The organism is Pseudoalteromonas shioyasakiensis (assembly GCA_013391845.1).
GTDB lineage: Bacteria > Pseudomonadota > Gammaproteobacteria > Enterobacterales > Alteromonadaceae > Pseudoalteromonas > Pseudoalteromonas apostichopi.
In genome coordinates this window covers 2,012,585-2,038,880 of sequence record CP058414.1, presented here as the reverse complement: position 1 = coordinate 2,038,880, position 26,296 = coordinate 2,012,585, and the positions used below count along the sequence as shown (strand labels likewise).

Here is a 26,296-nt window from a genome sequence, read left to right as displayed (position 1 = left end):
TTATAAAACCTTTATAAATTAGCCTATTAGCTTCTTTATACTGACCTATTCCCATATTTATCCACAGATTCTGTGGACAACATTTAAAGACTGAGCTGAGTATTTCCTCAGCAATCAAAATTATTGCGCTTTATCTTAACTTTGTTTACCTATACTATAAATTCAAAGGCTTCAAAGATAGGATCGCAGATGTCAAAACAAACGTTACAACTTCATAGTGAAGAACTTACCATTCATAGTTTAGATGTCGATGCGACGATTGATCCTACCCTACTTCAACAAGCTATTTTCTTTATTGCTAAAACCGCTGATGAGTTGTCTATAGTGTGTCCAAGTAGTTTTGAGCTAGACAGTCTTGATCAAGAAACGGATTGGTTGGCACTTGAGGTGATTGGCCCTCTTGGTTTTTCACTAACAGGTATCATGGCAAATATTTCTGGAGTACTGGCAAAAGCGTCGATTTCGATTTTTGCTTTATCAACTTACGATACCGATTATGTACTGGTGAAGAAGCAAAGTATGGCCAAGGCAATTACAGCCCTGAAAAAAGACGGTTACCATGTGCTAGGTGATGTTAAATAAGCCATGACTAACGAAGTTCAATATTTACCCGAACGCAGCCTCAGAAAAGCGCGCTGCATGGCTATTAAAAGCCCATTTACTGGGCGTGTAAAAAGCATTAGCGAGCACCCAGAGCCATTTTTCCGCTTTGCGACACTTGGACCAAGTATTAGTGTTGAATTAACTAGTCACAACATCATCGCACCATTCGATGGCACCCTATTACAAGTTAAAAATGCCGGTAAAGAATACATTTTACAGGCAAAAAACGGTTTAAAAGTTTTATTAAACTTATCGTTTTCATCGGTTGAAGAACATATTAATCACACCAATATTGCAAAATTAAATGGCAGTAAAATTAGCCAGGGTGAACGGTTAGCCTATTTTGATTTACGCGAGCTGAGCAGCCCAATGCTCGGTACTCTTTGCGTACTCAATAGCCAACACCTTGGCCCTCTGTATTATTCACTATCTCAGGTCATTGCTGGGGTAGACACATTACTCACTGTAACTAAAAAGTAGAATTTATGACTATCATGTACGGTATCAGCAACTGCGATACAATTAAAAAAGCCAAGAAATATTTAACTGATAACAACCAAGAATTTACTTTCCATGATTACCGTAAAGACGGCATTAGTGCTGAGCTAGTTAATGAGTTTGCAGCACATATTGATTGGCAAGATTTAGTTAATAAACGCGGCACAACTTACCGCCAATTATCTGATGAGGAGAAACAAAACCTAGATAAAGAATCAGCATTAGAATTACTGGTTGAGCAACCTGCAATGATCAAGCGTCCGGTACTCGTGCATAACGGCCAGTACTACTTAGGTTTTAAAGCAGCTCAATACGATGAGATTTTTGCCTAATGACTCACCCTGTTATTGAACTTGCTCAAGCACTTATCCAGCGTGAATCAGTAACGCCTGAAGATGCCGGTTGCCAAGCGTTAATAAACGAACGTTTGGAAAAGCTAGGGTTTAATATAGAATCACTGTTTTTCACTGATACCTTAAATACATGGGCTCGTAAGGGAGATGCGTCACCGCATTTTTGTTTTGCGGGTCACACCGATGTTGTACCAACTGGTCCCGAGAAAAATTGGCAGCACCCGCCCTTTTCGGCACTAGTAAAAGACGGCATGTTACATGGTCGCGGTGCAGCCGATATGAAAGGTTCTTTAGCTGCAATGGTGGTTGCCACCGAGCGTTTTGTGGCTAAGCACCCAGATCATAATGGATCTATTTCGTTTTTAATTACTTCAGATGAAGAAGGCCCGTTCATCAACGGCACAACCCGTGTTATCGATACCCTTGAAGCGCGTGGTGAGAAGATTGATTTATGCTTAGTCGGCGAGCCATCATCACGGGATGAACTTGGCGATGTGGTAAAAAATGGTCGACGTGGCTCATTAACTGGCTTTTTAACCATTAAAGGTGTGCAAGGCCATGTTGCTTATCCGCATCTTGCTCAAAATCCGATTCACTTAGCCGCCCCTGCGTTAACTGAGCTAAGTCAAACCGAGTGGGATCAAGGTAACGAATTTTTCCCTGCAACGAGCTTTCAGGTTTCGAATATTAACGGTGGCACCGGTGCCGGAAATGTGATCCCAGGTGAACTTGAGATTCAATTTAACTTCCGCTTTAGCACAGAAGTTACACACCAGCAGCTACAACAACGAGTCGTTGATATTGTTGAAAAACACAATCTGAATTATGAGTTAAATTGGATTGTAAATGGACTGCCGTTTTTAACCGACCACGGCCCGTTAGTTGATGCAACTGTGCATGCTATTAAGCAGGTGACTGGACGCGAAACAGCGCTTGAAACCACTGGTGGGACATCTGATGGTCGTTTTATCGCACAAACAGGCGCTAAAGTCATTGAACTTGGCCCGCGTAATGAAACCATTCATAAAGTAAACGAATGTGTTAGCACAGAGGATTTAATTCAACTTGCTGATATCTACGAAATCATTTTAGAGCAACTGCTTACATGAACCAAGCTGAGCTTAAACAATGCGCCACCGGGTCATGTAGCTCACATTTAGTTGAGCTACAACACCATCGCTTGCATCGTGATATTGTCGATGATTTTTTAGCTCTTCAGCAAGGTGCGAAAGAAGCGGGTATTGATCTGACAATTGCCTCAAGCTTTCGTGACTTTCAACGTCAAAGTGCTATTTGGAATGCAAAATTTCAGGGCCTTCGGCCGGTTTATACCCTTGCACAAAAAACGGTAGACTTAGAAAGCTTGAGTGATATTGAAAAGTGCCACGCTATAATGCTTTACTCCGCACTACCTGGGGCAAGCAGACATCACTTTGGCACCGACCTCGACATCTACGATAACCGCCCTATTGACGATGATTATCAGCTGCAATTAACGCCAGATGAGTATTCGGCCACTGGGCCGTTTGCAAAGCTTGCTGCATGGCTTGATGATAACCTCGAAAAGTATGGTTTTTATCGCCCTTACCAAGAATATAAAGGGGGGGTTGCCCCTGAGCCTTGGCATATCAGTCATATCAATGCATCGCATAAGATGATGCAATATTTGTCAGTTGAAACATTACAGCAATGTATTGAACAAAGTGAACTTATTGGCAAGCAAGCGATACTAGCCGAACTAAACACCCTGTATGAACGCTACGTGTTAAATATTAATACGCCAAAATCTAAAGGCTGCGCTTTTTAGTCATTAAAAACACCAGTACAGCGCCAAGAATCAAGGCGCTGGCTGTGATTAAACGCGCTGTTAATTGCTCATCTAAAAATACCACCCCAGCTAACGTAGCAAGCACTGGAACCGTTAGCTGTACCACACCTGCTTGGCTACTTTTAAGCCTTGGTAGTGCAATATACCAAATGCTATAACCAAGGCCTGATGCTAAAGCTCCTGAAGCTATCGCCAAATAAACGCCTGTTGCTGTGATACCCTGCCAATCGACAACGGCTAGAAAGACTAAAATTGGCACAAGTATTAAACTTCTTAGAAAATTAAAGCTGGTTGCTTGCAAAGGTGAGCTGCATGATTTTCCACGAATACTGTAAACACCCCACGCTACACCACTTAACGCCATGAGCATTGCTGGCATGAAAGAAGGCACCGTCGCTGAGGGCAGCATTAGGTAAATAAAACCCGCAAATGCGACAAATAAAGCCCCCCACTGCACTTTACTGAGCGGCTCTTTCTTTAAAACACTATGGCCTATCATGGTTAACTGCACTGCAGAAAATAAGATAAGTGCGCCTGTACCTGTATTTAAATCAACATAAGCAACTGAAAAGCACAGCGCGTAAACAAATAAACTAAGGGCGCTGATATTGTTACCTTTATCGGATAAAGGTTTAGCCCTTTGCGATTTTAATTGCCTTAACTTTGCTTGCCATAACAGTAAGCCAAGCAACATAAACGCCCCACTTGCTAAGCGAATAGCAGTAAAGCTCAAAGGATCAATATCACCACTTTGTAATGCCATTCGGCACAGCAAAGAATTAGCTGCAAAAGCACTAAGTGCAATCAAGGTATACAGTACGGTGCTCAACAAATGCAGTGTCCTTTAACGTTACAAAACAGAAGACCAGAAAGTTGTCTAATAACTTACGATTTTTTACATAATTTATCATAGAAGGTTAAGCCGCGTATGCTAATCTGAGTACATTGTTTAAAAGGAGTGTTCAGTGCATCGACGTTTATTTATTGGAGCTGCTTTACTGTTATCTGGTTGCAGTACCATAGGTATTACTGATCTATTCCAAGATTATGCGACGCAGCTAAAACCTGTGCGCCAAGCTATTTCTCAAAATAACATAGCAAGTGCTCAGCAACTTTTGCCGAGTAACAGCCGAGGCCATAGTAACTATTTATTGAATCAGCTTGAAACGGCCCGTCTTGAGTTTTTGGCTAAACAAAATTCCGAGGCCAATGAGACCTTTGAAGCTGTTTATCAAAATATGGAAAAAAAGCGTCAAGCAGCCAAAGTACAGCTAAGTGCAGGCCTTGAACAAACAAACTCATTATTGACCAATGATTCAGTGATTGGTTATGAGCCAGCAGCCTATGAAATGACTATGCTGCATAGCTACAAAGCACTGAGCTATGTATTTGATAAACAACTTGAATCTGCATTAGTTGAAGTTAGACGTGCTAATAAAGTGCAAGAAGATGCATTAAAAGACAACCAAGCTGTACTTGATGAACAAGCAGAAAAGGCAGCCGAAGGCTACCCTGATATGGCTGAGCTAATTGGTAATGTCAAAAATGGCTTTCAAAATGCCTTTACGTTTTATTTGTCTGGTCTACTTTATGAGGCAGATAAACAGTTTGATGATGCCTATATCGACTATAAGAAAGCACTCGAAATAAATAGCGAAAATAGCTACTTACAGCAAACAGTGTTACGCCTTGCCAAAAAGCAAGGGTTTGATCAGGATTTTGAAGAATTTAGCAAACGCTTTGGCAAGCTAAAGCAAACTCAAGCAAACACAGGCCAAGTAATTGTAATTGCAGAGCAAGGGTTAATACCAGCAAGGCAAGAGTTTCATTTACGATTACCCATTTATACCTCCCGGGGTGATGCACGCTTTTACAGTATTGCCATGCCTGTTTATCGCGATGCGCCTTATGCGGGCAGTGATAAAACAGTGAGTCTCGATGGCGAAAACTTACCGCTGACACCCATTGTTAGGCTTGAAGCGCTGGCAGCAAAAACTTTAAAAGATCAAAGTGCTGGCAGAATAACCCGCCAGGTTATGCGTTTGGTTGCGAAAGAAAAGATGCGTGCAGAATTGACAAGAAGCGGCGGCGATGTCGGTAATATTTTAGCGAATATTTATAACATTGCATCAGAGCAAGCTGATACGCGAAGCTGGTCGACTTTACCAAGTCAACTGAGTATTGCTCAGCACGCGATGCCAGCAGGTCAGCACGCTTTAAGCGTGCCAGGGCATGGCGAAATAGACTTTACGGTTAGTAAGCAAAGGTTAACCTTGATTTTTCTAACCTCTATAAATAACTACTACGACACACATGTTGTACAACTCTAGGAGCAATGATGAAATATTTAGTGCCACTATTAACCATTTTACTTGTTGCGGCTTGCTCCTCACGCCCTACCACTTCTGGCATTGGTGTTGAGCAGGCATCACAACAGTATAACCAACAACTGATTGTTAATAACCCTGAACTTGGCAAGAAATTAGCCATTACAGATGTAAAAACACGTCAAACAAATGGCTTAACTGATGTTGTTGTGACACTGGCAAGCCAGTATAAAAAGTCTCAATACTTACAATATCAATTTACTTGGTATGACGCTGATGGCTTTGTTATTCGCGGCAACCATTCGCCTTGGCAACCTATCACTTTATTTGGATTTGCTAAAACCCAGTTACCGGGCCTAGCCCCGACAGCAAATGCTGTCACCTTCTCGCTTGCAGTGCGTGAAGTGTCAACAGAAGCACAAGAATTTGAAGATTAAGGATACTACAATGAAATTACTTTCTGTTAAGTCGGCTGCGGCCGTTGCAATGACAAGCGCTTTATTGCTGTCTGGTTGTGCAAATAAAGCCGTTGTTAGCTATGGTGATGCACAAGCTGTTGAAACTACTGATATAAATTTTGGCTCAACGGATCTACAAAAAGTAGCAAGCCAGATGACAAACTCATTACTTGCTTCACCTGTGGTTGGCACCATGACAGCAAATACTCGCCCTATCGTGTTTGTTGAGCGTATTAAAAACAAAACGAGCGAGCATATTGATACTGAATCAATTACTGATTCAATCTCAACACAGTTATTACGCAGTGGTAAGTTCCGCTTTGTTGATATGACCCGTGTTGAAGCTGTGCGTGAGCAACTTAATTTCCAAAACGTCGATCCACTTGTTGACCCAAATACAGCGATTGCTTTTGGCCAGCAAGTTGGTGCGCAATATATGTTATACGGCAACTTATCGAGCATTGTTAAATCAAATGCTGACAAGGCTGATGTTTATTACAAATTCACAATGCGTTTAATGGATTTAAAAAGCGGTCTAGTTGAATGGGCTGATGAAACTGAAATCCGTAAAACTCGTGAGAAATCAACTTTTGGCTGGTAGCCAGGAGGGTATATGAAATACCTAATTACTATCCTAGCAAGCTGTTTATTACTGAGCTCGCCTAGTTATGCTGATTATCAGCGTAACAAAGCAGTACCAGTACAACAGGTGTTGTTTGGCTCTGTACAATCCGTACGAACCATTACCGAACAAGAGCTAGTCAGAGATAAAACAAACGGCTGGGAAACGTTTGGTGGTGCGCTTATTGGCGGCGTTATCGGTAACCAGTTCGGTGGCGGCAGTGGCCGCACTGTAGCAACCATTTTAGGTTCGATGATTGGTGGCTCTGTTGCTCACAACCGTCAACAAAACAGTCGCGTTATACAATATCAGCTCGTTGAATTGATGATCAAAGTAGAAAGCGGCGAGCAGTTCATGGTTGTGCAAGACAAAGATAACCAAATGCTGTTTAACCAAGGTGATAAAGTTCGCCTGGTGTACCTCACCGATAACACGGTACGTGTTGATAAAGCGTATTAAAAAAGCGAGCATCGGCTCGCTTTTTTTAGCTTTGTCGATAATCAGCGAAGAATCGCTGCATCTTACTCATGGCTTCTGTTAAATCATCTTTGTTTGGTAAAAACACCAATCTGAAATGATCAGGATCAGGCCAATTAAATGCGCGACCATGCACTAATAAGATTTTCTCAGCTTTGAGTAAATCTAAAATCATGCGTTCATCATTTTTGATATTAAAGTGTGCTGTATCCACTTTCGCAAATGCATATAGCGCCCCTTTAGGCTTTTTACAGCTAATACCATCAATGGCATTTAAACCACGCCATGCAATATCTCGCTGAACGTACAGCCGACCACCTGGGTTAATAAGATTATCAATCGATTGCACACCACCTAACGCTTGCTGAATAGCGTATTGTGCAGGTACGTTGGCACATAATCGCATAGACGCCAGCATATCTAGGCCACGACTTAAGTCGTCCATCATGCTAGTACGACCGCTTAACACCATCCAACCCATTCGCAAACCCGCAGCGCGGTACGTTTTGGCTAAGCCATTAAAGGTGATGATTGGCACATCATCACACAATGCACCAATAGAGCTGTGTGTGACACCGTCGTACAAGATTTTCTCGTAAATTTCATCGCTCAATAGCAAAAGCTTGTGTTCACGAGCAATATTGATAAGTTCCATCAAAAGATCATCACTATACACCGCACCGGTGGGGTTATTAGGGTTAATAAGCACCAGTGCTTTGGTCTTTGAAGTGATCTTCGATTTTATATCAGCAATATCAGGGAACCAATCTTGTTCTTCATCACATAGATAATGCACAGGGTTACCCCCTGCTAATTTAACCGATGCTGTCCACAGCGGATAATCCGGTGCAGGAATAAGCACTTCGTCGTCATTATCAAGTAATGCTTGGGTGGTCATTTGAATTAATTCGCTGACCCCATTGCCGATATAAATATTATCGACATCAAGATTAAATAAACCGCGTTGCTGATAGTGTTGATAGACAGCCACACGGGCTGAGTAGAGGCCTTTAGAGTCACAGTAGCCTTGGGCTGAATATAAGTTACGAATGATATCTTTGTGCATATCTTCAGGCATATCAAAGCCAAAGGCAGCCGGGTTGCCAATGTTTAGCTTTAATACTTTTTGCCCTTCATCTTCCATTTTTCGAGCTTGTGCAAGCACAGGCCCACGTATGTCATAACAGACACCGTCTAGTTTGTGACTCTTTTTGATTTGTGACATGGTTACCTCTACTAATTAGCCTTAAGACTAACCTAGTACGGGGCCACCACGCCAGAGGATTTTTGCGGTTATAACTGAAATAAATTCAAGTTTTTAGCGATTAGCAAACCAAGCTTGTAGTTTTTCTACAGAACCTGATACTTGAACATCTAAACTCTGTGAGTTTTGCTCTGCAGTTGCTAGATCATTTTGATTAAGTGCTTGTTCGATTGACTGCGCAAGTTTAGACAGGCTCGCAGCACCAAATTGAGCTGCATTTGATTTTAAACTGTGTGCATGTCGTGCTGCAGCTTCGTTATCTGAACCAAGATTTGCAAGTACCTCAGAGCCTAAACGCTGAAATTCACTACAACAAAAGGTCAAGGTGTCGGCAAATTGGTCACCTAAAAGTGATTCCATCCCTTCAAGTGCACTCTCATCGATTGTGATTGTCGTCATCTTTATCCCTTAATCAAAAACGTAATTATATAAATCGCAACTTTAGCCGTTCATAGCTAAAAAGCAAACCTGCTTTGCGAGTTAAGCTCATGTATACTAGGCATAGTTTTGATTTACACCTGAGTTCGTATGGCTAGAGAATTGTGCTCACATTGTGGCTTTTCAGTTAAAACCTGTTTATGTGATTCAATAAGCATAATCAATAATAAACTAAAAATCATTATATTACGCCACCCTAATGAGGAAAAAATTACTAAAAACACCGCTAATTTACTGAATTTAGGCTTAGAGAATTGCCAAATCATCGCAGGCGAGTCAGAACGGGACTTTTTGCAGCTTGCAACATTACCAAAGGCAACAACAGCGGTACTCTACCCTGCGGATGACGCATTAAATTTAGACGAGCACACTGCCACTACAGATGCTTTCAAACAGTCTTTGACCCATTTAATTGTGATTGATGGCACATGGAAAAAAGCCTACAAAATGCTGCAATTAACCCCAAGCCTCCACGCATTTGAGGCTGTGAGTTTTAAACAGGTACCACAAAACAAATACGTCATTCGCAAAGCGCCACGAGCAGATAGTTTATCAACTTTAGAAGCTGTGGCTCATAGCCTTAAATTAATTGAAGGCCTTGATGTAACGCCACTATATAGATTATTAGCTGCGCTGGTCGATAAGCAAACTCAGCATATGCCAGCTAATGTTAAGGCGCGCTATCTATAATGCGAGTATCAAAACGACTTAGTGCGGGTTTTCATCGTCAGGGACCCGATTATCGCTTTGATGATCAGGTCGATTTTGACGATATTCGCGATACATTTGGCTTTCGTACAATGGTGGTTGGCAATTGGGTCAACAAACAAGAACGTTTATTAGCGGCAAATTTAATTTACGATGCCTTAGCTGATCTTGCGCAAATACTGACTTTACCACCAACGGCAATTGGTCTTAGGGGGAAGCTTAATTTTGCCTTTGGTCATGGCGGCCAAAAAGGTGTGCAGGCTCATTATAATGCCAATAGTCAAACCCTTGCTCTGGCTAAAAATGCCGGTGGTGGCGCACTTGCCCATGAATGGTTTCATGCTTTTGACCACCATATTTGTCAGCATTTGTTTAGCGACAGAAAGAGTATGCAATTTTGCTCGGCGCTATGGCTCGAACAGTCACCAGATTTAAGTCATCCACTTAATCAGCGCTTAAATGAGTTTTATCATCAGGTATTTTTAGACAACTCAGGTGCGAACCCAAATGAGTTTGTTAAGCAATCTATCGCTTTTGATCAGCAGGTTAAGCAACTTTATATGAGTATGCCTGAAGAACTCGCGGCCCGCTGTTTTGAACAGTGTATTGACAGGCACCCTGATATAAAAAATAGCTTTTTGGTAAGTGGTTTATCAACAAGTGGCTTAATTTACCCAGATGAGCAACATACCATGCGCTGTTTTGCAGCGCTACTTAATTACTTTAATCAATTAGGTTCGCTGTTGCATCAAGACTAATTTCAACTTTCTGCACCTCCTTTATCCAATCTAAATAATCATCTGCACAGAGCGGCTTTGAAAAATAGTACCCCTGCCCAAACTGGCAGCCATAACTTTGCAACATAGCCAGACTTTGCTCATCTTCGATACCCTCAGCTACAACATGCGCCCCTAAAGTAGTGGCTATATCACAGGTTGCCCTACAGATACTTTGATCATTAACCGAAAACGGCAAATTCAATACAAACTGCTTATCTATTTTTACTTCATCAAAGCCAAGTTGACTTAAATAAGCAAGTGAAGAATAACCTGTACCAAAATCATCAATCGCGAGCTTTAATCCGATTAAACGGTAGTCATCCAGTGTTGCTTTAATCTTTTTACTTTCTTCCAAAGTTGCTGATTCTGTAAGCTCTAACATCACTGAGTCAGCCGATACTTTTTGCTCATTTAAAATGGTGATTAAAAGCACCGGTAAGTCTTTATTTAATAGATCTTTTGCTGATATGTTAATGGAAATAACGTGATCGGGTATCAGTTTGCAAAACTTCGCTTGCCACTCAATACCTCTTTCAACAACCCATTCAGTCAACTGATTGATCACCCCTGCTGACTCTGCTATTGGAATAAACACATCAGGGCTTACTGCGCCAAATACTGGATGCTGCCAACGCAGTAATGCTTCACAACCCACTACTTTGCCTGTTTTCAGACATATCTGCGGCTGAAAATGCAAGCTAAGTTGGTTTTCATCAATTGCAATTTTAAGAGCCGCAGCAATAGATAACCTTTGCTCAGAAAGACGCGCACTTTCAGAGTCGAACATACGCCAACGCTCACCTTGTAAACGCTTTTCCGACATCGCTTGTATAGCACATTGAAAAATTTGCTTCGCAGTATTGCCATGCATAGGGTAATACGCAACACCAATATCAACACTGTCGACTAAATTAATCTCTTCATGAGTTAGTCCTTCTTCAAACACGCCATGGATCAAACATGCAAACTGCTCTATGTGACTTAGCTCAAGTTCTCCCATTACTAAACAGCCAAACGTACTGTCATCAACATGAGCGAGCCATGCACTTCTGCTGGCTTGAATTTCGAGTTTCAATGCATTCATACTCTGCAGCTGACTATTTAAAATACTTAATCTTTCATTGATACAAATATTGGCTTGTTCAAAGCCAAAAGTAGAACGTGCATTTGAAAGTACATGAGCCTTAAATAATAAAACTGAAAAGTGTTGTTTCTGCGATACTTTTTTTACAATTTGCGCGATCAAAAATTGTTTATTTGGCAGTTTAGTATCTACATCATGCAGCATCGAATAACTAAATGCTGAAATTTGTTGGCGATCTTTTAACAACAGCACAGAACAAATCGCCAATGAAGTAATAAGCAAAATGGTATTATGAACGTCATGATAACCAATGCCAAAGCCATTCCAAATGAATAAACTAAATACTTGAATAACGATGGTTAAAAGCATAAAAACACGCAGATGAGTACGGTTGTTAATACGCTTAATCAAACTGTAAAAGATTGCTGCAACAAAGCCCAAAAAGCCCAAACAGCTGACTATAAATAGCCACTGACGATTAAATTGAGGCAATATTGATGAGAGCAAGGCCGCAATCAACAAACAAGCCATCATTGCTTGCCAAGCTTTTTTAAACTTAGCTGTGTAAGTATGAATCGCTAAAAAGTGATATAAAAAATAGCTAACAAAGCACAATGCAAGCTCATTAACAGGCCATTTAGCTTCCCAATCTAAGCCGTCAACCAGGTAGCTAATCAGGCCGTTATCAATCAAGAAACCGATACAAACCAGTACAAAGTAAGCACTTAACACCATATATTTTGGTTGCTTCGATACAAAGAAGTACATTGCGCTTACTAAGATACATAAAATAAGTACACCTAAAATAGCACCGTAACCTAAAATTGTTTGGTGTAAGTTGGCTTCAAATACTTTTGCAGCAACAACTCCCACCTCAATGGTCAACGCCCTATCATGCACAAAATTAACCAATGCCCAGCGATGCCCTTGGCCATGCTCAATCAACCAATGAGGGCGAACATTCGATAAGCTTTCTAGTGAAGCAAGCCGCTGATTATTAGTAGCCTGAAAATTTTCATCTAAAAGATAAAATTTAGCCCATGTTAAGTTTGGCTCGCCGAGAAAAACAACATAGTTTTTGTTCTTGGGTAATTGATATAAATCGATGATCAGCCAATGAGATGTTTTTGCTGCAAGGCGAATCGAGCTTGTTTCTAACGCATTTAATTTTTTTGCGTTTTGTAACGATGCTTCGAGGGATTGGCTCAGTTTGGCAAGTGGCTGCTCTGAATTAAGCAACCATACAGGCAAATCTTCATTAGCAGCAGAAACAATGCCGCTGTGTAGCAATACACAACACCATAATATGAGCAGCTTTGTAATTATCCGACTGACTTGCTTGCCAATAAAGTGCATTTTAGCTCCGTGCTTTAAACACCAGCTAAAAGTATGGGGGTGATAAGCTTAAATTGCCAATTATAGTTAACTAAATTAGGTAAAAAGTTTGGCAACAAAATATTATGTGGCACTCAAGCCACATAATATACGATTATTTATTATCATCACTGATACGACTTGCAACGGCCGAATTTTGATCTTTATATTTCGCGTCTTTACGGGTGTTATATGGATTTTCTGCAGGGCTTGTCATGGTTTCAAAGCTCATAGCACCAATTTTCATCATCGGACGAAGTGCTAACGGCAATTTGCCTGAGTTATAAAACTCTAAGACAATATTTCCAGACCAACCTGGATCAATACGATGAGCGGTTACGTGTACCATTAAGCCTAAGCGAGCTAATGATGAACGTCCATCTAACCAACCAACAATATCAGCGGGCAAAGTCACTTTTTCATAAGTGATAGCCAAAGCTAACTCGCCAGGATGAAGGAAGAAAGCTTCTTCTTCTGCAAGCACAATTTCATCACTCATGATTGATTCCATCGCCTTGTTTAGCTGATCTTTTGGACCACTTAAGTCAACATAAGCTGCGGTATGATCTTGAAAGACTCGAAATTTATTGCCCAAACGTAAGTCCACAGTCACACCTGAAATCATTTCTTTACTCGGTGTTGGCTCAATAACAATGCGGCCTTCGTCAATATACTGCTGAATATGGGTGTCTGATAATCTCATTAATTATTCTACCTAAAACAACTTAAACATCTGATTTTAAGCTGAAAAAACACGCTAAGCTTTAAACTAAACACAGCAAAAGTCGCGTGTGTATTAGTAAAGCCAAATGGGGTGGATATAGTGTGACATATATTACACAAATCAACAGCGTGTTGCGCGAATAATTCTCAACAAAATAAGATAAGCCATCTCAGCTAATAACATCAGCTATTTCCGATTTATCTGAACTGCTGAGGTTTGTTTTAATTCCCCGATTACAGGGAGTATGAGGATAAGTTGTTATGGATTACGTTATTTTATCCGTAATAACATTGCCAGCATGCGTTGTCGCAATTTTAATCGCCAAACATTACGCTAAAAAGCACGATTTATGGTATGGCTTTCTCGTTTTTGTAGGTTCACTACTATTAACTAGCTGGTCGGTGGTTGGCTTAGTTGCTAACGAAACTTTCTTTTTTCCGCTACCTTCATTGCTCAGTATTGCCTTTTACTTCTACTGTTTTGGTGAAACCGATATTGTGTTTATGCCAAATTTTTTAATTAATCCTGGCATTGCTATTTTTCTGGTTACTTTTTTTATCGTAATAAACTCTTTTAAAGCCCTGCTATTTTAAATCGATTAGCTTATCTCCATTAGTTTAATAAAAATAAAAGCCGCTCATTGAGCGGCTTTGGTTCTATCAGGGATCATATATTAAAAGCTATAACGGGCACCAATTGTGTAACGAGGTCCGTATTGACGAGCAAATAAGAATTGCTCTTCGTAACGACCGTAGCCACGCTCAGTTTCGTTGTTAAGATTTATACCTTCAAAGAAAACGGTCATGTTTTCGTTAATGTCATAGTTAACGCTTAAGTCCCATTGACCGTAAGTGTCGCCAAACTGTGGCGGCGCATCAGATGAACCTTGTGACTGACCCACACCAATCAAGTACGAATCACGCCATGCGTAAGTTACTTTAACTGACAAGCCATCTTTATCATAAAAGGCTTGGAAGTTAGCTGAATCGCTCAAACCTGATAATGGAGCTTGTTGGGTCAAACTATCAACATCAAATTCAACATCACCATCTACAAATGTGGCATTAACACCTAAACCGAAGCCACTTTCACCAAATAAGTGTTGAACAGCAAGTTCAAAGCCATCGACTGATTTGCTGTCGGTATTTTGTGGCTGAGAAATGTTCCATACCATGAGGGGGTCTGAGCTCGTCGGTTCAATAGCGCCATCCGCATTGCCATAACCAAGCGCTAACATTTCATTGAAAATAGCATCACTCGTAGCCTGCTCTCCGCGCGCTTCAACTGACGCTACAGCCTCTTGGTAACGAGGACCATTTAAGATGTCATGTAAACCATCAATCGTTGTTTCAGTAATTTGTGTTTGAATAAAGTTATCAACGTCTTTTTTGAAGTAGCCAAGCGATGCATAGCTACCTTCGCCGTAGTAATATTCAAGCGATAAGTCTAAGTTAGTTGATTCAAAAGGTAAAAGACTAGTGTTACCTTGGCCACCAGTGCGTGAACCCGGTTTAGGACTACCTGATAAGCTTCGGCCACCAGCAAGGTTACCAAGCGGTGCACGGGCCATGGTTTTACCCCATGAAACACGCCCCACAAGCTCGTCTGTGATCTCAACTTTTACATCGATATTAGGTAACCAGATATCGTAATTACCTTCTTCTTGATAAAAATTATCTGTGCCACCAGTTTCGTACTGCATAATCCATTCAGATGCACTCACCCAGTTCACTTGGCTTTCAACGCGTTGGCGAACCGTACTGGTTACATCCGTTTCTTCATAACGAAGACCTGCGTTAATCTGAACGAAGTAATTAGCTACATCAAATTCCCACAAGCTGTTCACATAAAAACTTTGCGTTTTCTCTTCTACATAGCTTTCGCTGTCGATACCATCAAAGAATGGGTCAATTGAATATTGATTATCACCCAATAAATCTTCATTTAAAAAAGCAAGCTGACGAGCTAACGCCTCTTCAAAGCTATAGGTGTAATAGTAATTTGGCTCAAGGGCACTACCACCACCAGCGAACTGGTCAAGCATGTCACCAGTTTCGTTATAAGTGAACATGCCGTCAGGGAGAATTTCGGTAAATGATGGATTAAAACCCGGACCGCCTCTTAAGCCACTCCAGGCCGTGAAACCACCCATGGTTTGCTTGGTATTTGCCGCCCCAAATTTTACTTTAACTAATGGAATTTCGAAGCTTTCATTAAACCAAGTTGTATGAAGCTGGGCTTGCTCAACCTTAGACTCACCTGGCGAATAACTAAACTGGCTGAAGTTTGAATCAATTTCACTTGGGTCAAGTACTGTTGTGCCGTTGTTCCAGTTAACGTATGCGTGCGGAATTTCACCTGTGCGGTAGTCATATACTTTGCTCTTTAACTGGTCAGAACCAAGGATAATTTGACCGTCTGAGCCTAAACCGTCATCTGCACCATTATCTGTTTCGTTTTTCGAATCATGATAATCGAACTCAACTTCCCACTGATCGTTAATTTGCCACTCTAGGTTTAAACCGATTGAACGCGCTTTAACTTCTGTAGTAACACGGCTTGCAGTAAATGAGCCGTCGTTTCCACTGATATCGGCATAAAGTGCAGTACCATTTTCATCAAGCTCATAGCCATTAATGTTACCACCGAACTCATTCCAGATACCCCAACCTACGGTATTCACACCAGTAATAGCACGGCTTGCTGTGTAATCAACTGTTGCAGTAAAGCTTTCAACTGGCGAGTACTGTAAAGTTACTTGGCCATTAGTACGCTCACGTTCAACATCAGCAATACTGTAGTTCATGTCTTTCGGGAAGAAATGATTACCGACACGGTTGCCTTCGCTATCTAATGGACGCGGGTCAATGTACTCTCCTTCATCAAGAGTTGGTAAATCAACATTAGCTTGCCAACCTTGAATATTGGCACTTTGCTGTTGAAAGTCACGTTCTTGATGTGAGAAAGATGCCGCAAAACCAAATGTATCATCAGCATAGGTATTGCTGTACATCGCTGAAAATTCTGGCGTTACATCATCACCTTTTTCATTTGACGAGTCATGAATAGCTTTAATAGACGAGCTAAACTTTTCGCCTGGGCTATTTAATGGGCGAGTTGTAATAATATTTACAGTAGCGCCTAGACCACCACTTGGTACATCAGCTTGACCTGATTTTGCTACTTCAAGTGCACTTACACCATCAGCGGCAATATTCTCAAGGGCGTATGAACGCGTATAACCCGTGCCTGGCATTTGGCGACCATTAAGCATTACTAGGTTAAACTCAGGGCCAAAACCACGTACCGTAATTTCGCTACCTTCGCCGTTTGAACGACTCACCGATACACCGGTAATACGCTGTAATGATTCAGCTAAGTTAGTATCTGGGAATTTACCCATCTCTTCTGCTGAAATCGCATCAACAACACCTGTTGCATCACGTTTCATATCCATGGCGCGGATCATACTGCCACGAATACCTTTAATTTCGATAACTTCAATATCGTTATCAGCTTTCTCTTGCTCATCCTGTGCATAAGCCGACATAGTGCCTAGCCCTGCGGTTAAAATCATCGCAACTGACGCTGCAAGAGGTGTTTTAATAAATTTTGTGCTTTTCATGATTTACCTGCTTTTGCAATATGTTGTCATGGATACTGGGTGCTGTAATCAGCACCCATCACTTGTTGCCAATGTTCATTACGGGTTTGCAATAACTGCATTATCAATACGGTAAACCGCACCTTCACCCATCCCCCATGACGGGAACACCATAACAACGTCGATTGCACTAATATCAAGACCTGCACTTAGTAGATCAGCAAGTGTATAGGTATACGTTTGCCACTCACCAACTACAGGCTCGACACCTTCTTGGCTTGCACTTAACGCAAGCTCCACAGCTTGAGCTGCATCGTTTGACTCAATTTTGAATAACCACTGAGCATCTTGGTTGCTGGCGTTTGAAACTATTTTCATTTCAAAGCGAACCACACCTTGTGATAATAAGTGTGAAGCATCAAAGCTTACGCCGTCATCAGCTAAGAAGCCCATAACTGTTGGTTGAGCGCCAATTTGAAACTCAGCAACTGAGCCATGTGCTTCGTCGTCAGTTTCAACTGTTGGCGTACTACCTGCACAACAATCCCAAATACTCCATTGGTCAGCTACATTATTAGCAAATAATGTTAGCTCTGACGCAGCCGTATCTTGCTCAGGTGCATAGATGCGGGCATTGTCAACACGGTAAACCGCACCTTCACCTTGCCCCCATGCAGGGAAAATCATAATTACATCAATTGTACTGACATCTAAACCAGCGTTTAATAAGGTGCTAATTGGGAATGTATAGGTTTGCCACTCTCCAGCAACAGGATCAACACCTTCAGCACTCGTGTTAAGGTTTAATTCAACCGCTGTAGCACCTTCATTTGACTCTACTTTTAAAAGCCAAGGTGCATCTGGCGTTGACGATAAAGACGTGATCTTCATTTCAAATTGCAACATGCCATCATCAACTAATGCTGATGCATCAAACTGGCTACCACTACCACCTGATGAAGTACGGTTGATAAAGCCCATTACTGTTGGTTGAGCACCAATAGAGAACTCAGCTGTCACACCATGCTCTTCATCGTCGACTACTTCGACAGGCGTTGAACCGCCACAACAATCCCATAACGGCCAATCAAGGTTCATTTCATCTGCAAATAAGGTTAATGAAGGTAATGTCGTCGTTGCACCATTGGTGATCTCTACGTTATCAACACGGTAAACTGCGCCCTCACCTTGACCCCATGCAGGAAAAATCATAATCACATCAATCAGTGAAACATTTAGCCCTGCATCTGCCAGTGTTTGCAGAGGGAATGTATAGGTTTGCCATTCACCGGCAACTGGACTTACACCTTCAGTACTCGCACTTAGATTTAACTCAACCGCTGTCGAGCCTTCATCGCTCTCAATTTTAAATAACCAAGGTGCATCTGGAGTTGAAGGAAGCGAAGTTACTTGCATGTCAAAAGTTACATAACCGTCTTCTAACATAGCACTAGCATCGAAAGGTGAGGCTTCTCCGTTTTCATCTGTGATAAAAGCATCACGACTAATGAAACCATTTACAGTAGGTTCTGCGCCAACAACAAACTCAACCACATCACCGCGCTCAGCATCTTCTACTAGCGCAGGTGTTGAACCGCCACAGCAGTCCCATGCAGGCCAGTTAGGATTAAAGCTGTTATCAAAAATGGTGAGTGGCGTTACGGTGCCATCACTCGGTGGAGTCGGAGCTGGTGCTGCACCCTGCACAAGTGCATCTTCTGGATTGTCGTAACCAGGACGAACCGTTTCACAGCCTTTGCCTGTGTCTGGGTTTTGCGAACATTCATAAACACGAACATAGTCAACTTCAAAAGTCTGACCATTTTCGAATGCACTAGCATCAATACCTAAAGCATTAACGTTTTCTGGCCAGTCACCGCCCACTGCAAAGTTAAGAATTAAATAAAACTCTTGATCGAATGGGGCTGTGTCCCAATGAGTTTCTAACTCACCCGTTGTTTGATCAAAATACTCGGTATACCAACCCTTATGTTTTAGAGCAAGCGCCTCACCATTTGCATTGTAAAGTAATTCTGATTTGCGCTGCGTGGCATACAAGTAGTCATCGACGTACCAGCGGATTTCACCCTCTTGCCACTCAATAGCATAAGTATGAAAGTCATCAGCAGGGTTTACACCTTGGTCAAATGTGTAAGCTTTGCCGCTTTGATCGTTATTTGGCCACTCTTTACCATAATGAAGTGTTCCGTAGATGTTTGACTCGACACCATCCTCGGTTGGAACTTTCAAGTTAACCGACTCAACAATGTCAATTTCGCCTGAACGAGGCCAGCCACCGTAAACTTCATCGGTTGGCATCATCCAAAACGCAGGCCAAGAGCCTTGGCCACTTGGTAATTTAGCTCTTACTTCAAAGCGACCATATTTAAAATCAGCTTTGTAACGAGTATTGATACGTGCAGACGTATAAGGTTTTGCTGCCCCTTCTTCTGCAGGTAATGCAACAATATTAAGAATACCGTCTGCAACAAAGGCGTTTTCTTCACTATCGGTATAACATTGTTTTTCGTTATTACCACCACCTGCACAGTCTATTTCGAAATTCCATTTGTTGTCATCTATGGCATCGCCGTCAAAGTTATCTTCCCAAACCATAACCCAATCTGAAACTGGCTCAGTCGGGTTTACAGTATCTATTTTTGTATCTGTGGCAGAGCCACCGCAGCCAGCTACAGTCACTACTGAAAGCGCCATTGCTAGTTGTGTTAAGTGTGTTTTGAATTTGTTCATTGCATTGAACCCTAACATTATGTGTTTGTTAGTACTCAACTGATTCATATAGTATTATTTTAATCAGTTAATTGTAAGCGCTTACAAAACAGATTAAATAAAAAGAACCATTAATGTAAGCGCTTACATTAGAGTATGGCATGGTTATTAAAACGTCAATAAATTATTAACAATTACTGCAAATTTTTTGACATGTTTTACGAAAATTTAGGCTATATGCTGCTAAAAGCGTGGTTGGGAGTGAATTTAGTACAAAATAATCAAGTCTTTGTTAATAAGAAAAACCCATTAACAAAATCTTTGCAACAATCAATCTTCAGTAATAACAATTTCAACGGAGCTTGTGTGTGACTGCTGATAATACAAGCTACTAGCAAGTACACGGGCAGCTGTTTTGTATGTTTCACTTATTTGAGCCGCGTTATCTTTCGCTATTAAATTACCCTGCTCTGAGCTTTCACGAATTTCAATGGCCAACGGAATATTAGCAAGTACAGGCACACCATGGCGATGAGCTAATTTTACGGCGCCATCTTTACCAAATACATGGTTTGGTTGCCCACAATGGCCACACAAGAAGTAGCTCATATTTTCAATTAAACCAAGCACAGGGACGTTTACTTTATTGAACATAGCTATACCTTTTTGTGCATCGGCAAGGGCTAAATCTTGAGGGGTGGTAATGATCACAGCACCACTAGCAGGCACTTTTTGGCTCATCGTCAATTGAATATCACCCGTACCAGGGGGCATATCAACGATTAGATAATCAAGCTCTCCCCAAACGGTTTCGTTCATTAATTGATTAAGTGCTCCTGATGCCATAGGACCACGCCAAACGGTGGCATCATCACTTGGAACTAAAAAGCCGATCGATTGCGCTTTGAGATTATGTGCCTCAAAAGGAAGTAAGTTTTTATTATCCGCTGTTTTAGGTTCAGCTCCTTGCAGACCTAAAAGTAATGGAATAGACGGGCCATAAATGTCGGCATCGAGAATACCTACTTGTGCACCCTCTTGCTCTAAAGCCGAGGCAAGATTCACTGCCGTGGTTGATTTGCCAACTCCACCTTTACCTGATGCAACTAGAACAATATGTTTAATTTGCTTAAAACTATAAGAATTAGGTAATTTGACTTTGGCGCTAATTGACACAGGCACTGATAATTTATCGGCGACAAACTTTTCAATTTCGTTGATTTCACCACAGCCAGCAAAAGGTAGGCTTAGTTTTACTTGCCAGCTTTTATCGCTGTTTTGATTAAGCTCTTCGAGCCAGCTTTGCTCAATACCAATGGCAAATGCGCTACTACGATAGGCGGCGAAGGCATCAATGATCGGTGCTTTTTCAGTCGATTTACTTGAGAATAGTTTTGACAGTCCAAACATAGCAATAAATTAGCGTTTCTTTGATGAAAAGTGCTGCGGAATTATGTAACATTCAAGGCATTAAAACCAGACAATTAGATAATATCATTGCTTTAGGTTGTATATAAGCAACTCACAATGAATTAAATAATGATATTCGTGCATGTTTGCATCGAACTAATCTCAATTCGGAATGATTATGGCACAGCGAAAGATCCTGATTACTAGCGCATTACCTTATGCCAATGGCCCGACTCACTTAGGTCATTTACTAGAATATATCCAAACTGATATTTGGGCGCGTTACCAAAAACAACAAGGTCATGAAACCTACTACGTTTGCGCGGATGATGCCCACGGCACACCAATTATGCTTAATGCGCAAAAACAAGGGATCACGCCTGAGGAAATGGTTAAAAACGTGAGTGTTGAGCGTCAACGCGACTTTGCTGATTTCAACATTGAATTTGATAACTATCACAGCACGCACAGTGAAGAGAATCGTCACTTTAGTGAATTAATCTACAATCGTTTAAATGAAGCGGGTCACATTAAAAAGCATACTATTTCTCAACTGTTCGACCCAGAGAAAGGTATATTCTTACCAGACCGCTTTGTAACAGGTACTTGCCCTACGTGTAAGTCAGAAGATCAAAACGGTGACAGCTGTGATTCTTGTGGTGCTACTTACAGCCCAACTGAGCTTATCAACCCACGTTCTGTAATGTCGGGTGCTGAGCCAATCTTAAAAGATTCTGAGCATTACTTCTTCGATCTTCCAGCTTTTGAAGACATGCTTAAAGAGTGGTTACACTCAGGTACGATTCAACAAGAAATGGCGAACAAGTTAGATGAATGGTTTGCAGATGGCTTACAGCAGTGGGATATCAGCCGTGACGCACCTTATTTTGGCTTTGAAATCCCTGGTGCACCGGGTAAATACTTCTACGTATGGTTAGATGCTCCAATTGGTTACATGGCGAGCTTTAAAAACCTGTGCGATAAAAAAGGTATCGATTTTGATGCATTCTGGAGTGAAGACTCAGATGCAGAGCTTTACCACTTCATTGGTAAAGACATCATCTATTTCCACAGCTTATTCTGGCCGGCAATGTTAGATGGCGCAAAATTCAGAAAGCCAACAAACGTATTTGCCCACGGTTTTGTGACAGTAAATGGCGCAAAGATGTCTAAATCAAAAGGCACCTTTGTTAAAGCGCGTACTTACCTTGATAACCTAGACCCTGAGTATCTTCGTTATTACTACGCAGCAAAACTAAACAACGGCATCACTGACCTTGACTTAAACCTTGAAGACTTTGCACTACGTGTAAACTCTGACTTAGTAGGTAAAGTTGTTAACATCGCAAGCCGTTGTGCAAGTTTCATCACCAAGAAATTTGACGGTAAGCTTAGCGACACAGTGATGGATGAAACACTGTTAGGTGAGTTCCAAGCGGCTTCTGCAAGCATTGCAAATCACTATGAAAACCGTGATTACAGCCGTGCAATTCGTGAAATCATGGCCCTTGCTGATAAAGCAAACCAATTTATAGATGCTAAAGCGCCGTGGGTGTTAATTAAAGACGAAACAAAACAACAAGAAGCACACGATGTATGCTCTCTTGGTTTAAATATGTTCCGTGTACTTATCACTTACTTAAAACCAGTTCTTCCAGGTATGGCTGCTAACGTAGAAGCCTTCTTAAACGACGGTTTAACATGGCAAGGTACGCAAACAGCGCTTGTAGGTCACGCAATTAATAAATTCAAACCGTTAATGCAACGTGTTGAAATGGATAAAGTAAATAAAATGATTGAAGAATCTAAAGAAAGCCTAGTTGCTGAAAAAGACAAGATTGATCCAAACAGCCCGCTAGCAAAAGAGCCAATCAGCCCAGAAATCGAATTTGATGATTTTGCTAAAGTTGATTTACGTGTAGCAAGAATTGCTAAAGCAGAACACGTTGAAGGCGCAGATAAGTTATTAAAACTAACCTTAGATTTAGGTGGCGAAACGCGCCAAGTCTTCGCAGGTATTAAATCTGCATATGCTCCTGAAGACATCGAAGGCAAGCTAACGGTAATGGTAGCGAACCTTAAGCCTCGTAAGATGCGTTTTGGTATGTCTGAAGGCATGGTATTAGCAGCTGGCCCTGGCGGTAAAGAAATTTATATTCTTAACCCAGATGAAGGCTCAGAGCCTGGCATGCGCGTAATGTAATTGCACAATTACTAGCTACTAAAAAACCGTTGTGTTTTAGGCACAACGGTTTTTTTATGTTGAATGTATGGTTATGAACTTGGGCATGCCGGGTGCTCAGTCAGTACTTGAGTAATTATTTGTCCGAACTGCTGGTGTTGTTGCTCTGTGATAGCAAAAGCAGCATTGTAAGCGAGAGTGTCAGCAAGCTCACCGGTTACTACTTCATAAAAAGTCATTGCGGTAAGTAAGTGCCCTGCATCTGAAGCATGATTACCATCGGCACTGTAAAAATTCAGATCTGGTAATGCAGCTATTGCTTTGTCCCAAACTAAACCGACAGGTGCAACACAGCTTGTTTCTTTTTCGCTAATAGACAAGTGTAATTGATAGACAAGCTCCCCTTCTTTGCTGTCACCTCGCTGTGGATGCTCAGGAAATAAGATGGGTGTGATATCCAGCTCTTTCGCACTTGCAATCAATCGCTCTGCCTCACTCGTAGAATAGTTAACAGAGCCAGACTGAGAATATTTCTGACCTTGAAAAATAGCATGACTCCAATTGTCTTGCTGTAGCTTTTCAACATTGCCCGATTCGTTAACTATCTCATCTAAAAAGCGACCACTGACGGTAAGGGTTGATACTTGAGCGTTGGTTAACTCACTTGAAATGAGCTGTTCAAGCAAATCCCCTAATTTAGCGCTATGGCTATTACCGTAAATAATAACTTTATAGTCAGCACTACCACTGTTATCGACTAGCCCAACAGTTGTATCTGGGGTGGAGCTGTCAGGCTCATCGACTTTTGTAGTTTCGCTTTTTGAGCTTGAACCACATGCAACGAGACTAAATGAAATGACTAGTAACAAATAGCATCGAATTAACCTAGCAAGCTTATCATTGATCATATTTAACCTTTTTGGCTTATTATTTTTATGTCGTTAATATTGAGACATAAAACTGTAAATTGCCAATTTTTATACGATTTTCATCTAAGGTGCTAAATATAAATCATGTAAAACTCGCTCTTTTCGAGGTAAATAATAGTCATCATAATCAAGTGACACTATGACTCTTTTAGCTTTACCTAACAACTCACTGCGAGGCACTAAACCAATCACTCTCGAGTCTGCACTATGATCGCGATTATCACCCATCGCTAAATACATATCCTTTGGAATTACGACAGGTGCAAAATGCTGCATCACCGAAGAGGCTTTTGATACCTGGATGGCGTGCTGAACACCTGCAAGGTTTTCAATCAGTGTCTGCTGTTGTTGCTTGTCATCAGTTAATGCGTAATTAAGCGCTTTACCGTTAATAATCAATTTATTATCTACTAAAGTCACTGTATCGCCCGGCACACCAATAACACGCTTTATTAAACGATTATTTGCAGCCTTGGAATCAAATACGATGATATCCCCGGCTTTTGGCTCATCGGTGCGCATAAGCGAAATATGAGTAAATGGCACACGCAGATCATAAGCCATTTTATCCGTTAAAATACGATCCCCTTCGACAATGGTCGGATTCATTGAACCTGTTGGCACTTCATACCAATCAGCTACCGCACTTCTAAAAACACTCATCAAGCAGATAAATACAATCAATGAACGGTTATTTTTCCATACTTTTACAATCCAGTTCATAGTCATTCCTTATTTTGTGGTTTGTTTTACTAAGAGCCTTTAGCTGAGAATTAGTTCTTAACTAAATGTAACGAGATACGTCAAAGATAAAAATATCATACATGATGTTAAAAATATTTGACACAGCAAGCGATGAGTAGTTTACTTAACATCAAGTCAAATATATTTTACATGGGATTATGAAATATGAGCTACAAAGAAATGACAATTTGGGGCACTTTAGTAGTGACAATTGGCCTTTTAAGTTATTACCTCCTAGGTATTAATTCACTACAAGCTGCTGGAAATCTTAGCCAAGATACCATGGTTTCATACTTATATAAGGTCGTTGTTGTAGCGGTAATCTTAGAGATAATCATGCAATCGATACTTGCAGGCATTAAACACAAAGAAGCAGACTTAGGTGATGATGAACGCGATAAGCTCATTGAATTAAAAAGTACCAAACTTGGACACTGGTTTTGCTCTGCAATTATCTTAATGTGTGTATTTCTAACGACTCAAATTGAGCGTGTGTCAGACCGTATGTTGTTACCTGACGTCTCTGATCTATATAATATTATGCATTTACTTATTATAGGTTTTTTAATTAGTGAAATTATCACTAATGCTAGCAAAGCATATTTATATCGAAGAGATAGCTAAATGACAAAACAGCTCAGTAATACCATTCGTGAACTTCGATTTCATCACAATGAAATGACTCAGCAAGCATTGGCAGAGGCTGTTGGCGTTTCAAGGCAAACCATAGTAGCGATTGAAAAAGGTAAGTATTCTCCGTCGCTCGAAGTGGCTTTTAAGATTGCTCAATTGTTTGATAAGAAGCTGGATGATGTTTTTTCATATCAATAGGCCAACAAAAAAGGTTAGCTATTTAGCTAACCTTTTTTGTTCAGTAAGCATCGTAAAATCTTACGGCTGCTGATTTTTGAACTGCGCTTTGGCTTGTTCAACTTCGTCATCACTGATCCCAACTGATTCAGCCGCTTCTTTAATAAGGTGTGGCTGCGTCATCACTAATGCCATAAGTTGTTGAAGCTTTTCTGGTGGGATACCTAATTGTTGAACCAAACCCATTGCCATCATTGGGTTTTCCATAAATGCTTGGAACAGCTCACGCACTTTTTCGTCACTTACATTGTGCTCTTTGAGCATTGCAATAATTGGGTTCATACTAACCT

26 protein-coding genes are annotated in these 26,296 nt (G+C 41.0%); 15 read left to right on the top strand and 11 right to left on the bottom strand.

Translation table 11 applies throughout. The features are described 5' to 3' along the window. Nucleotides 1-189: 189 nt before the first annotated feature. Genes HYD28_09310 through HYD28_09290 form a run of 5 tightly spaced genes read left to right on the top strand, consistent with a single transcriptional unit; the run spans nt 190 to nt 3,261 of the window. Nucleotides 190-582: an ACT domain-containing protein gene (locus tag HYD28_09310; protein QLE09133.1), complete on the top strand. Its 393-nt coding sequence runs from the start codon at nt 190-192 to the stop codon at nt 580-582. Nucleotides 583-585: 3 nt separating this feature from the next. Next, a complete protein-coding gene (locus HYD28_09305; GenBank protein ID QLE09132.1) occupies nt 586-1,083 on the top strand; it encodes a PTS glucose transporter subunit IIA in 498 nt (165 codons plus the stop codon). 5 nt (nt 1,084-1,088) lie between these two features. Next, entirely contained in the window at nt 1,089-1,433 is a 345-nt protein-coding gene (locus tag HYD28_09300; protein QLE09131.1) for an ArsC family reductase, read from the top strand. After that, nucleotides 1,433-2,563 carry a succinyl-diaminopimelate desuccinylase gene (gene dapE / locus HYD28_09295; protein QLE09130.1) on the top strand — a complete coding sequence of 377 codons (1,131 nt, stop codon included), beginning with the start codon at nt 1,433-1,435 and terminating at the stop codon, nt 2,561-2,563. The genes HYD28_09300 and dapE overlap by 1 nt, the downstream gene beginning before the upstream one ends. Next, nucleotides 2,560-3,261, top strand: a complete 702-nt coding sequence (locus tag HYD28_09290) for a M15 family metallopeptidase (protein ID QLE09129.1) — start codon at nt 2,560-2,562, stop codon at nt 3,259-3,261. Before dapE ends, HYD28_09290 begins: the two co-directional genes overlap by 4 nt. On the opposite strand, the gene HYD28_09285 is transcribed toward HYD28_09290, so the two are convergent. Continuing rightward, on the bottom strand, nt 3,242-4,111 hold the full coding sequence (locus tag HYD28_09285; protein QLE09128.1) for a DMT family transporter: 870 nt from the start codon (nt 4,109-4,111) through the stop codon (nt 3,242-3,244). The two genes, HYD28_09290 and HYD28_09285, sit on opposite strands and share 20 nt — an antisense overlap. A 136-nt stretch (nt 4,112-4,247) precedes the next feature. Here HYD28_09285 and HYD28_09280 point away from each other — a divergent pair, with 136 nt between their 5' ends. The 4 genes from HYD28_09280 to HYD28_09265 are packed head-to-tail and all read left to right on the top strand — an operon-like array spanning nt 4,248 to nt 7,148. Continuing rightward, nucleotides 4,248-5,612, top strand: a complete 1,365-nt coding sequence (locus HYD28_09280; GenBank protein ID QLE09127.1) for an adenine DNA methylase — start codon at nt 4,248-4,250, stop codon at nt 5,610-5,612. Nucleotides 5,613-5,620: 8 nt separating this feature from the next. Beyond that, complete coding sequence (locus HYD28_09275) at nt 5,621-6,046, top strand: DUF1425 domain-containing protein (protein ID QLE10526.1); 426 nt, start codon at nt 5,621-5,623, stop codon at nt 6,044-6,046. A 10-nt stretch (nt 6,047-6,056) separates the two neighbouring features. Then, nucleotides 6,057-6,668 carry a penicillin-binding protein activator LpoB gene (gene lpoB, locus HYD28_09270; protein QLE09126.1) on the top strand — a complete coding sequence of 204 codons (612 nt, stop codon included), beginning with the start codon at nt 6,057-6,059 and terminating at the stop codon, nt 6,666-6,668. A gap of 12 nt (nt 6,669-6,680) precedes the next feature. Further along, nucleotides 6,681-7,148: a glycine zipper 2TM domain-containing protein gene (locus tag HYD28_09265; protein QLE09125.1), complete on the top strand. Its 468-nt coding sequence runs from the start codon at nt 6,681-6,683 to the stop codon at nt 7,146-7,148. Nucleotides 7,149-7,173: 25 nt separating this feature from the next. Here HYD28_09265 and HYD28_09260 read toward each other — a convergent pair whose 3' ends face one another. Continuing rightward, complete coding sequence (locus tag HYD28_09260) at nt 7,174-8,391, bottom strand: pyridoxal phosphate-dependent aminotransferase (GenBank protein ID QLE09124.1); 1,218 nt, start codon at nt 8,389-8,391, stop codon at nt 7,174-7,176. A gap of 93 nt (nt 8,392-8,484) precedes the next feature. Next, complete coding sequence (locus HYD28_09255; GenBank protein QLE09123.1) at nt 8,485-8,829, bottom strand: Hpt domain-containing protein; 345 nt, start codon at nt 8,827-8,829, stop codon at nt 8,485-8,487. 129 nt (nt 8,830-8,958) lie between these two features. Here HYD28_09255 and HYD28_09250 point away from each other — a divergent pair, with 129 nt between their 5' ends. Both HYD28_09250 and HYD28_09245 read left to right on the top strand, forming a co-directional pair. Next, on the top strand, nt 8,959-9,558 hold the full coding sequence (locus HYD28_09250) for a DTW domain-containing protein (protein QLE09122.1): 600 nt from the start codon (nt 8,959-8,961) through the stop codon (nt 9,556-9,558). Next, on the top strand, nt 9,558-10,334 hold the full coding sequence (locus HYD28_09245) for a hypothetical protein (protein ID QLE09121.1): 777 nt from the start codon (nt 9,558-9,560) through the stop codon (nt 10,332-10,334). The genes HYD28_09250 and HYD28_09245 overlap by 1 nt, the downstream gene beginning before the upstream one ends. Here HYD28_09245 and HYD28_09240 read toward each other — a convergent pair. Both HYD28_09240 and dcd read right to left on the bottom strand, forming a co-directional pair. Next, nucleotides 10,300-12,795 carry an EAL domain-containing protein gene (locus HYD28_09240; protein ID QLE09120.1) on the bottom strand — a complete coding sequence of 832 codons (2,496 nt, stop codon included), beginning with the start codon at nt 12,793-12,795 and terminating at the stop codon, nt 10,300-10,302. The genes HYD28_09245 and HYD28_09240 overlap by 35 nt on opposite strands. 133 nt (nt 12,796-12,928) lie before the next feature. Continuing rightward, complete coding sequence (gene dcd / locus HYD28_09235; GenBank protein ID QLE09119.1) at nt 12,929-13,516, bottom strand: dCTP deaminase; 588 nt, start codon at nt 13,514-13,516, stop codon at nt 12,929-12,931. Between the two features lie 281 nt (nt 13,517-13,797). Here dcd and HYD28_09230 point away from each other — a divergent pair, with 281 nt between their 5' ends. Further along, nucleotides 13,798-14,130: a hypothetical protein gene (locus HYD28_09230; protein ID QLE09118.1), complete on the top strand. Its 333-nt coding sequence runs from the start codon at nt 13,798-13,800 to the stop codon at nt 14,128-14,130. Nucleotides 14,131-14,210: 80 nt separating this feature from the next. Here the strand turns inward: HYD28_09230 and HYD28_09225 are convergent, their stop codons facing one another. The 3 genes from HYD28_09225 to apbC form a co-directional block, all read right to left on the bottom strand. Beyond that, a complete protein-coding gene (locus HYD28_09225; GenBank protein QLE09117.1) occupies nt 14,211-17,162 on the bottom strand; it encodes a TonB-dependent receptor in 2,952 nt (983 codons plus the stop codon). Nucleotides 17,163-17,240: 78 nt separating this feature from the next. Continuing rightward, complete coding sequence (locus HYD28_09220; protein ID QLE09116.1) at nt 17,241-19,892, bottom strand: family 16 glycosylhydrolase; 2,652 nt, start codon at nt 19,890-19,892, stop codon at nt 17,241-17,243. Nucleotides 19,893-20,201: 309 nt separating this feature from the next. Beyond that, the gene (gene apbC, locus HYD28_09215; protein ID QLE09115.1) at nt 20,202-21,281 is read right to left on the bottom strand and encodes an iron-sulfur cluster carrier protein ApbC; all 1,080 of its coding nucleotides are present in this window, start codon (nt 21,279-21,281) and stop codon (nt 20,202-20,204) included. A 178-nt stretch (nt 21,282-21,459) separates the two neighbouring features. Between apbC and metG the strand changes: the two genes are divergently transcribed. Then, complete coding sequence (gene metG, locus HYD28_09210; protein QLE09114.1) at nt 21,460-23,484, top strand: methionine--tRNA ligase; 2,025 nt, start codon at nt 21,460-21,462, stop codon at nt 23,482-23,484. Between the two features lie 71 nt (nt 23,485-23,555). Here metG and HYD28_09205 read toward each other — a convergent pair whose 3' ends face one another. Together HYD28_09205 and lepB are read right to left on the bottom strand one after the other, a co-directional pair. Continuing rightward, the gene (locus HYD28_09205) at nt 23,556-24,371 is read right to left on the bottom strand and encodes a hypothetical protein (protein QLE09113.1); all 816 of its coding nucleotides are present in this window, start codon (nt 24,369-24,371) and stop codon (nt 23,556-23,558) included. 84 nt (nt 24,372-24,455) lie between these two features. Continuing rightward, complete coding sequence (gene lepB, locus HYD28_09200) at nt 24,456-25,115, bottom strand: signal peptidase I (protein ID QLE09112.1); 660 nt, start codon at nt 25,113-25,115, stop codon at nt 24,456-24,458. Between the two features lie 186 nt (nt 25,116-25,301). On the opposite strand from lepB, the gene HYD28_09195 reads away from it, so the two are divergent. Further along, nucleotides 25,302-25,760: a hypothetical protein gene (locus HYD28_09195; GenBank protein ID QLE09111.1), complete on the top strand. Its 459-nt coding sequence runs from the start codon at nt 25,302-25,304 to the stop codon at nt 25,758-25,760. Beyond that, entirely contained in the window at nt 25,761-25,967 is a 207-nt protein-coding gene (locus HYD28_09190; protein QLE09110.1) for a helix-turn-helix transcriptional regulator, read from the top strand. A gap of 60 nt (nt 25,968-26,027) precedes the next feature. Here HYD28_09190 and HYD28_09185 read toward each other — a convergent pair whose 3' ends face one another. Next, nucleotides 26,028-26,288: a DUF2999 family protein gene (locus HYD28_09185; GenBank protein QLE09109.1), complete on the bottom strand. Its 261-nt coding sequence runs from the start codon at nt 26,286-26,288 to the stop codon at nt 26,028-26,030. Nucleotides 26,289-26,296 lie beyond the last annotated feature (8 nt).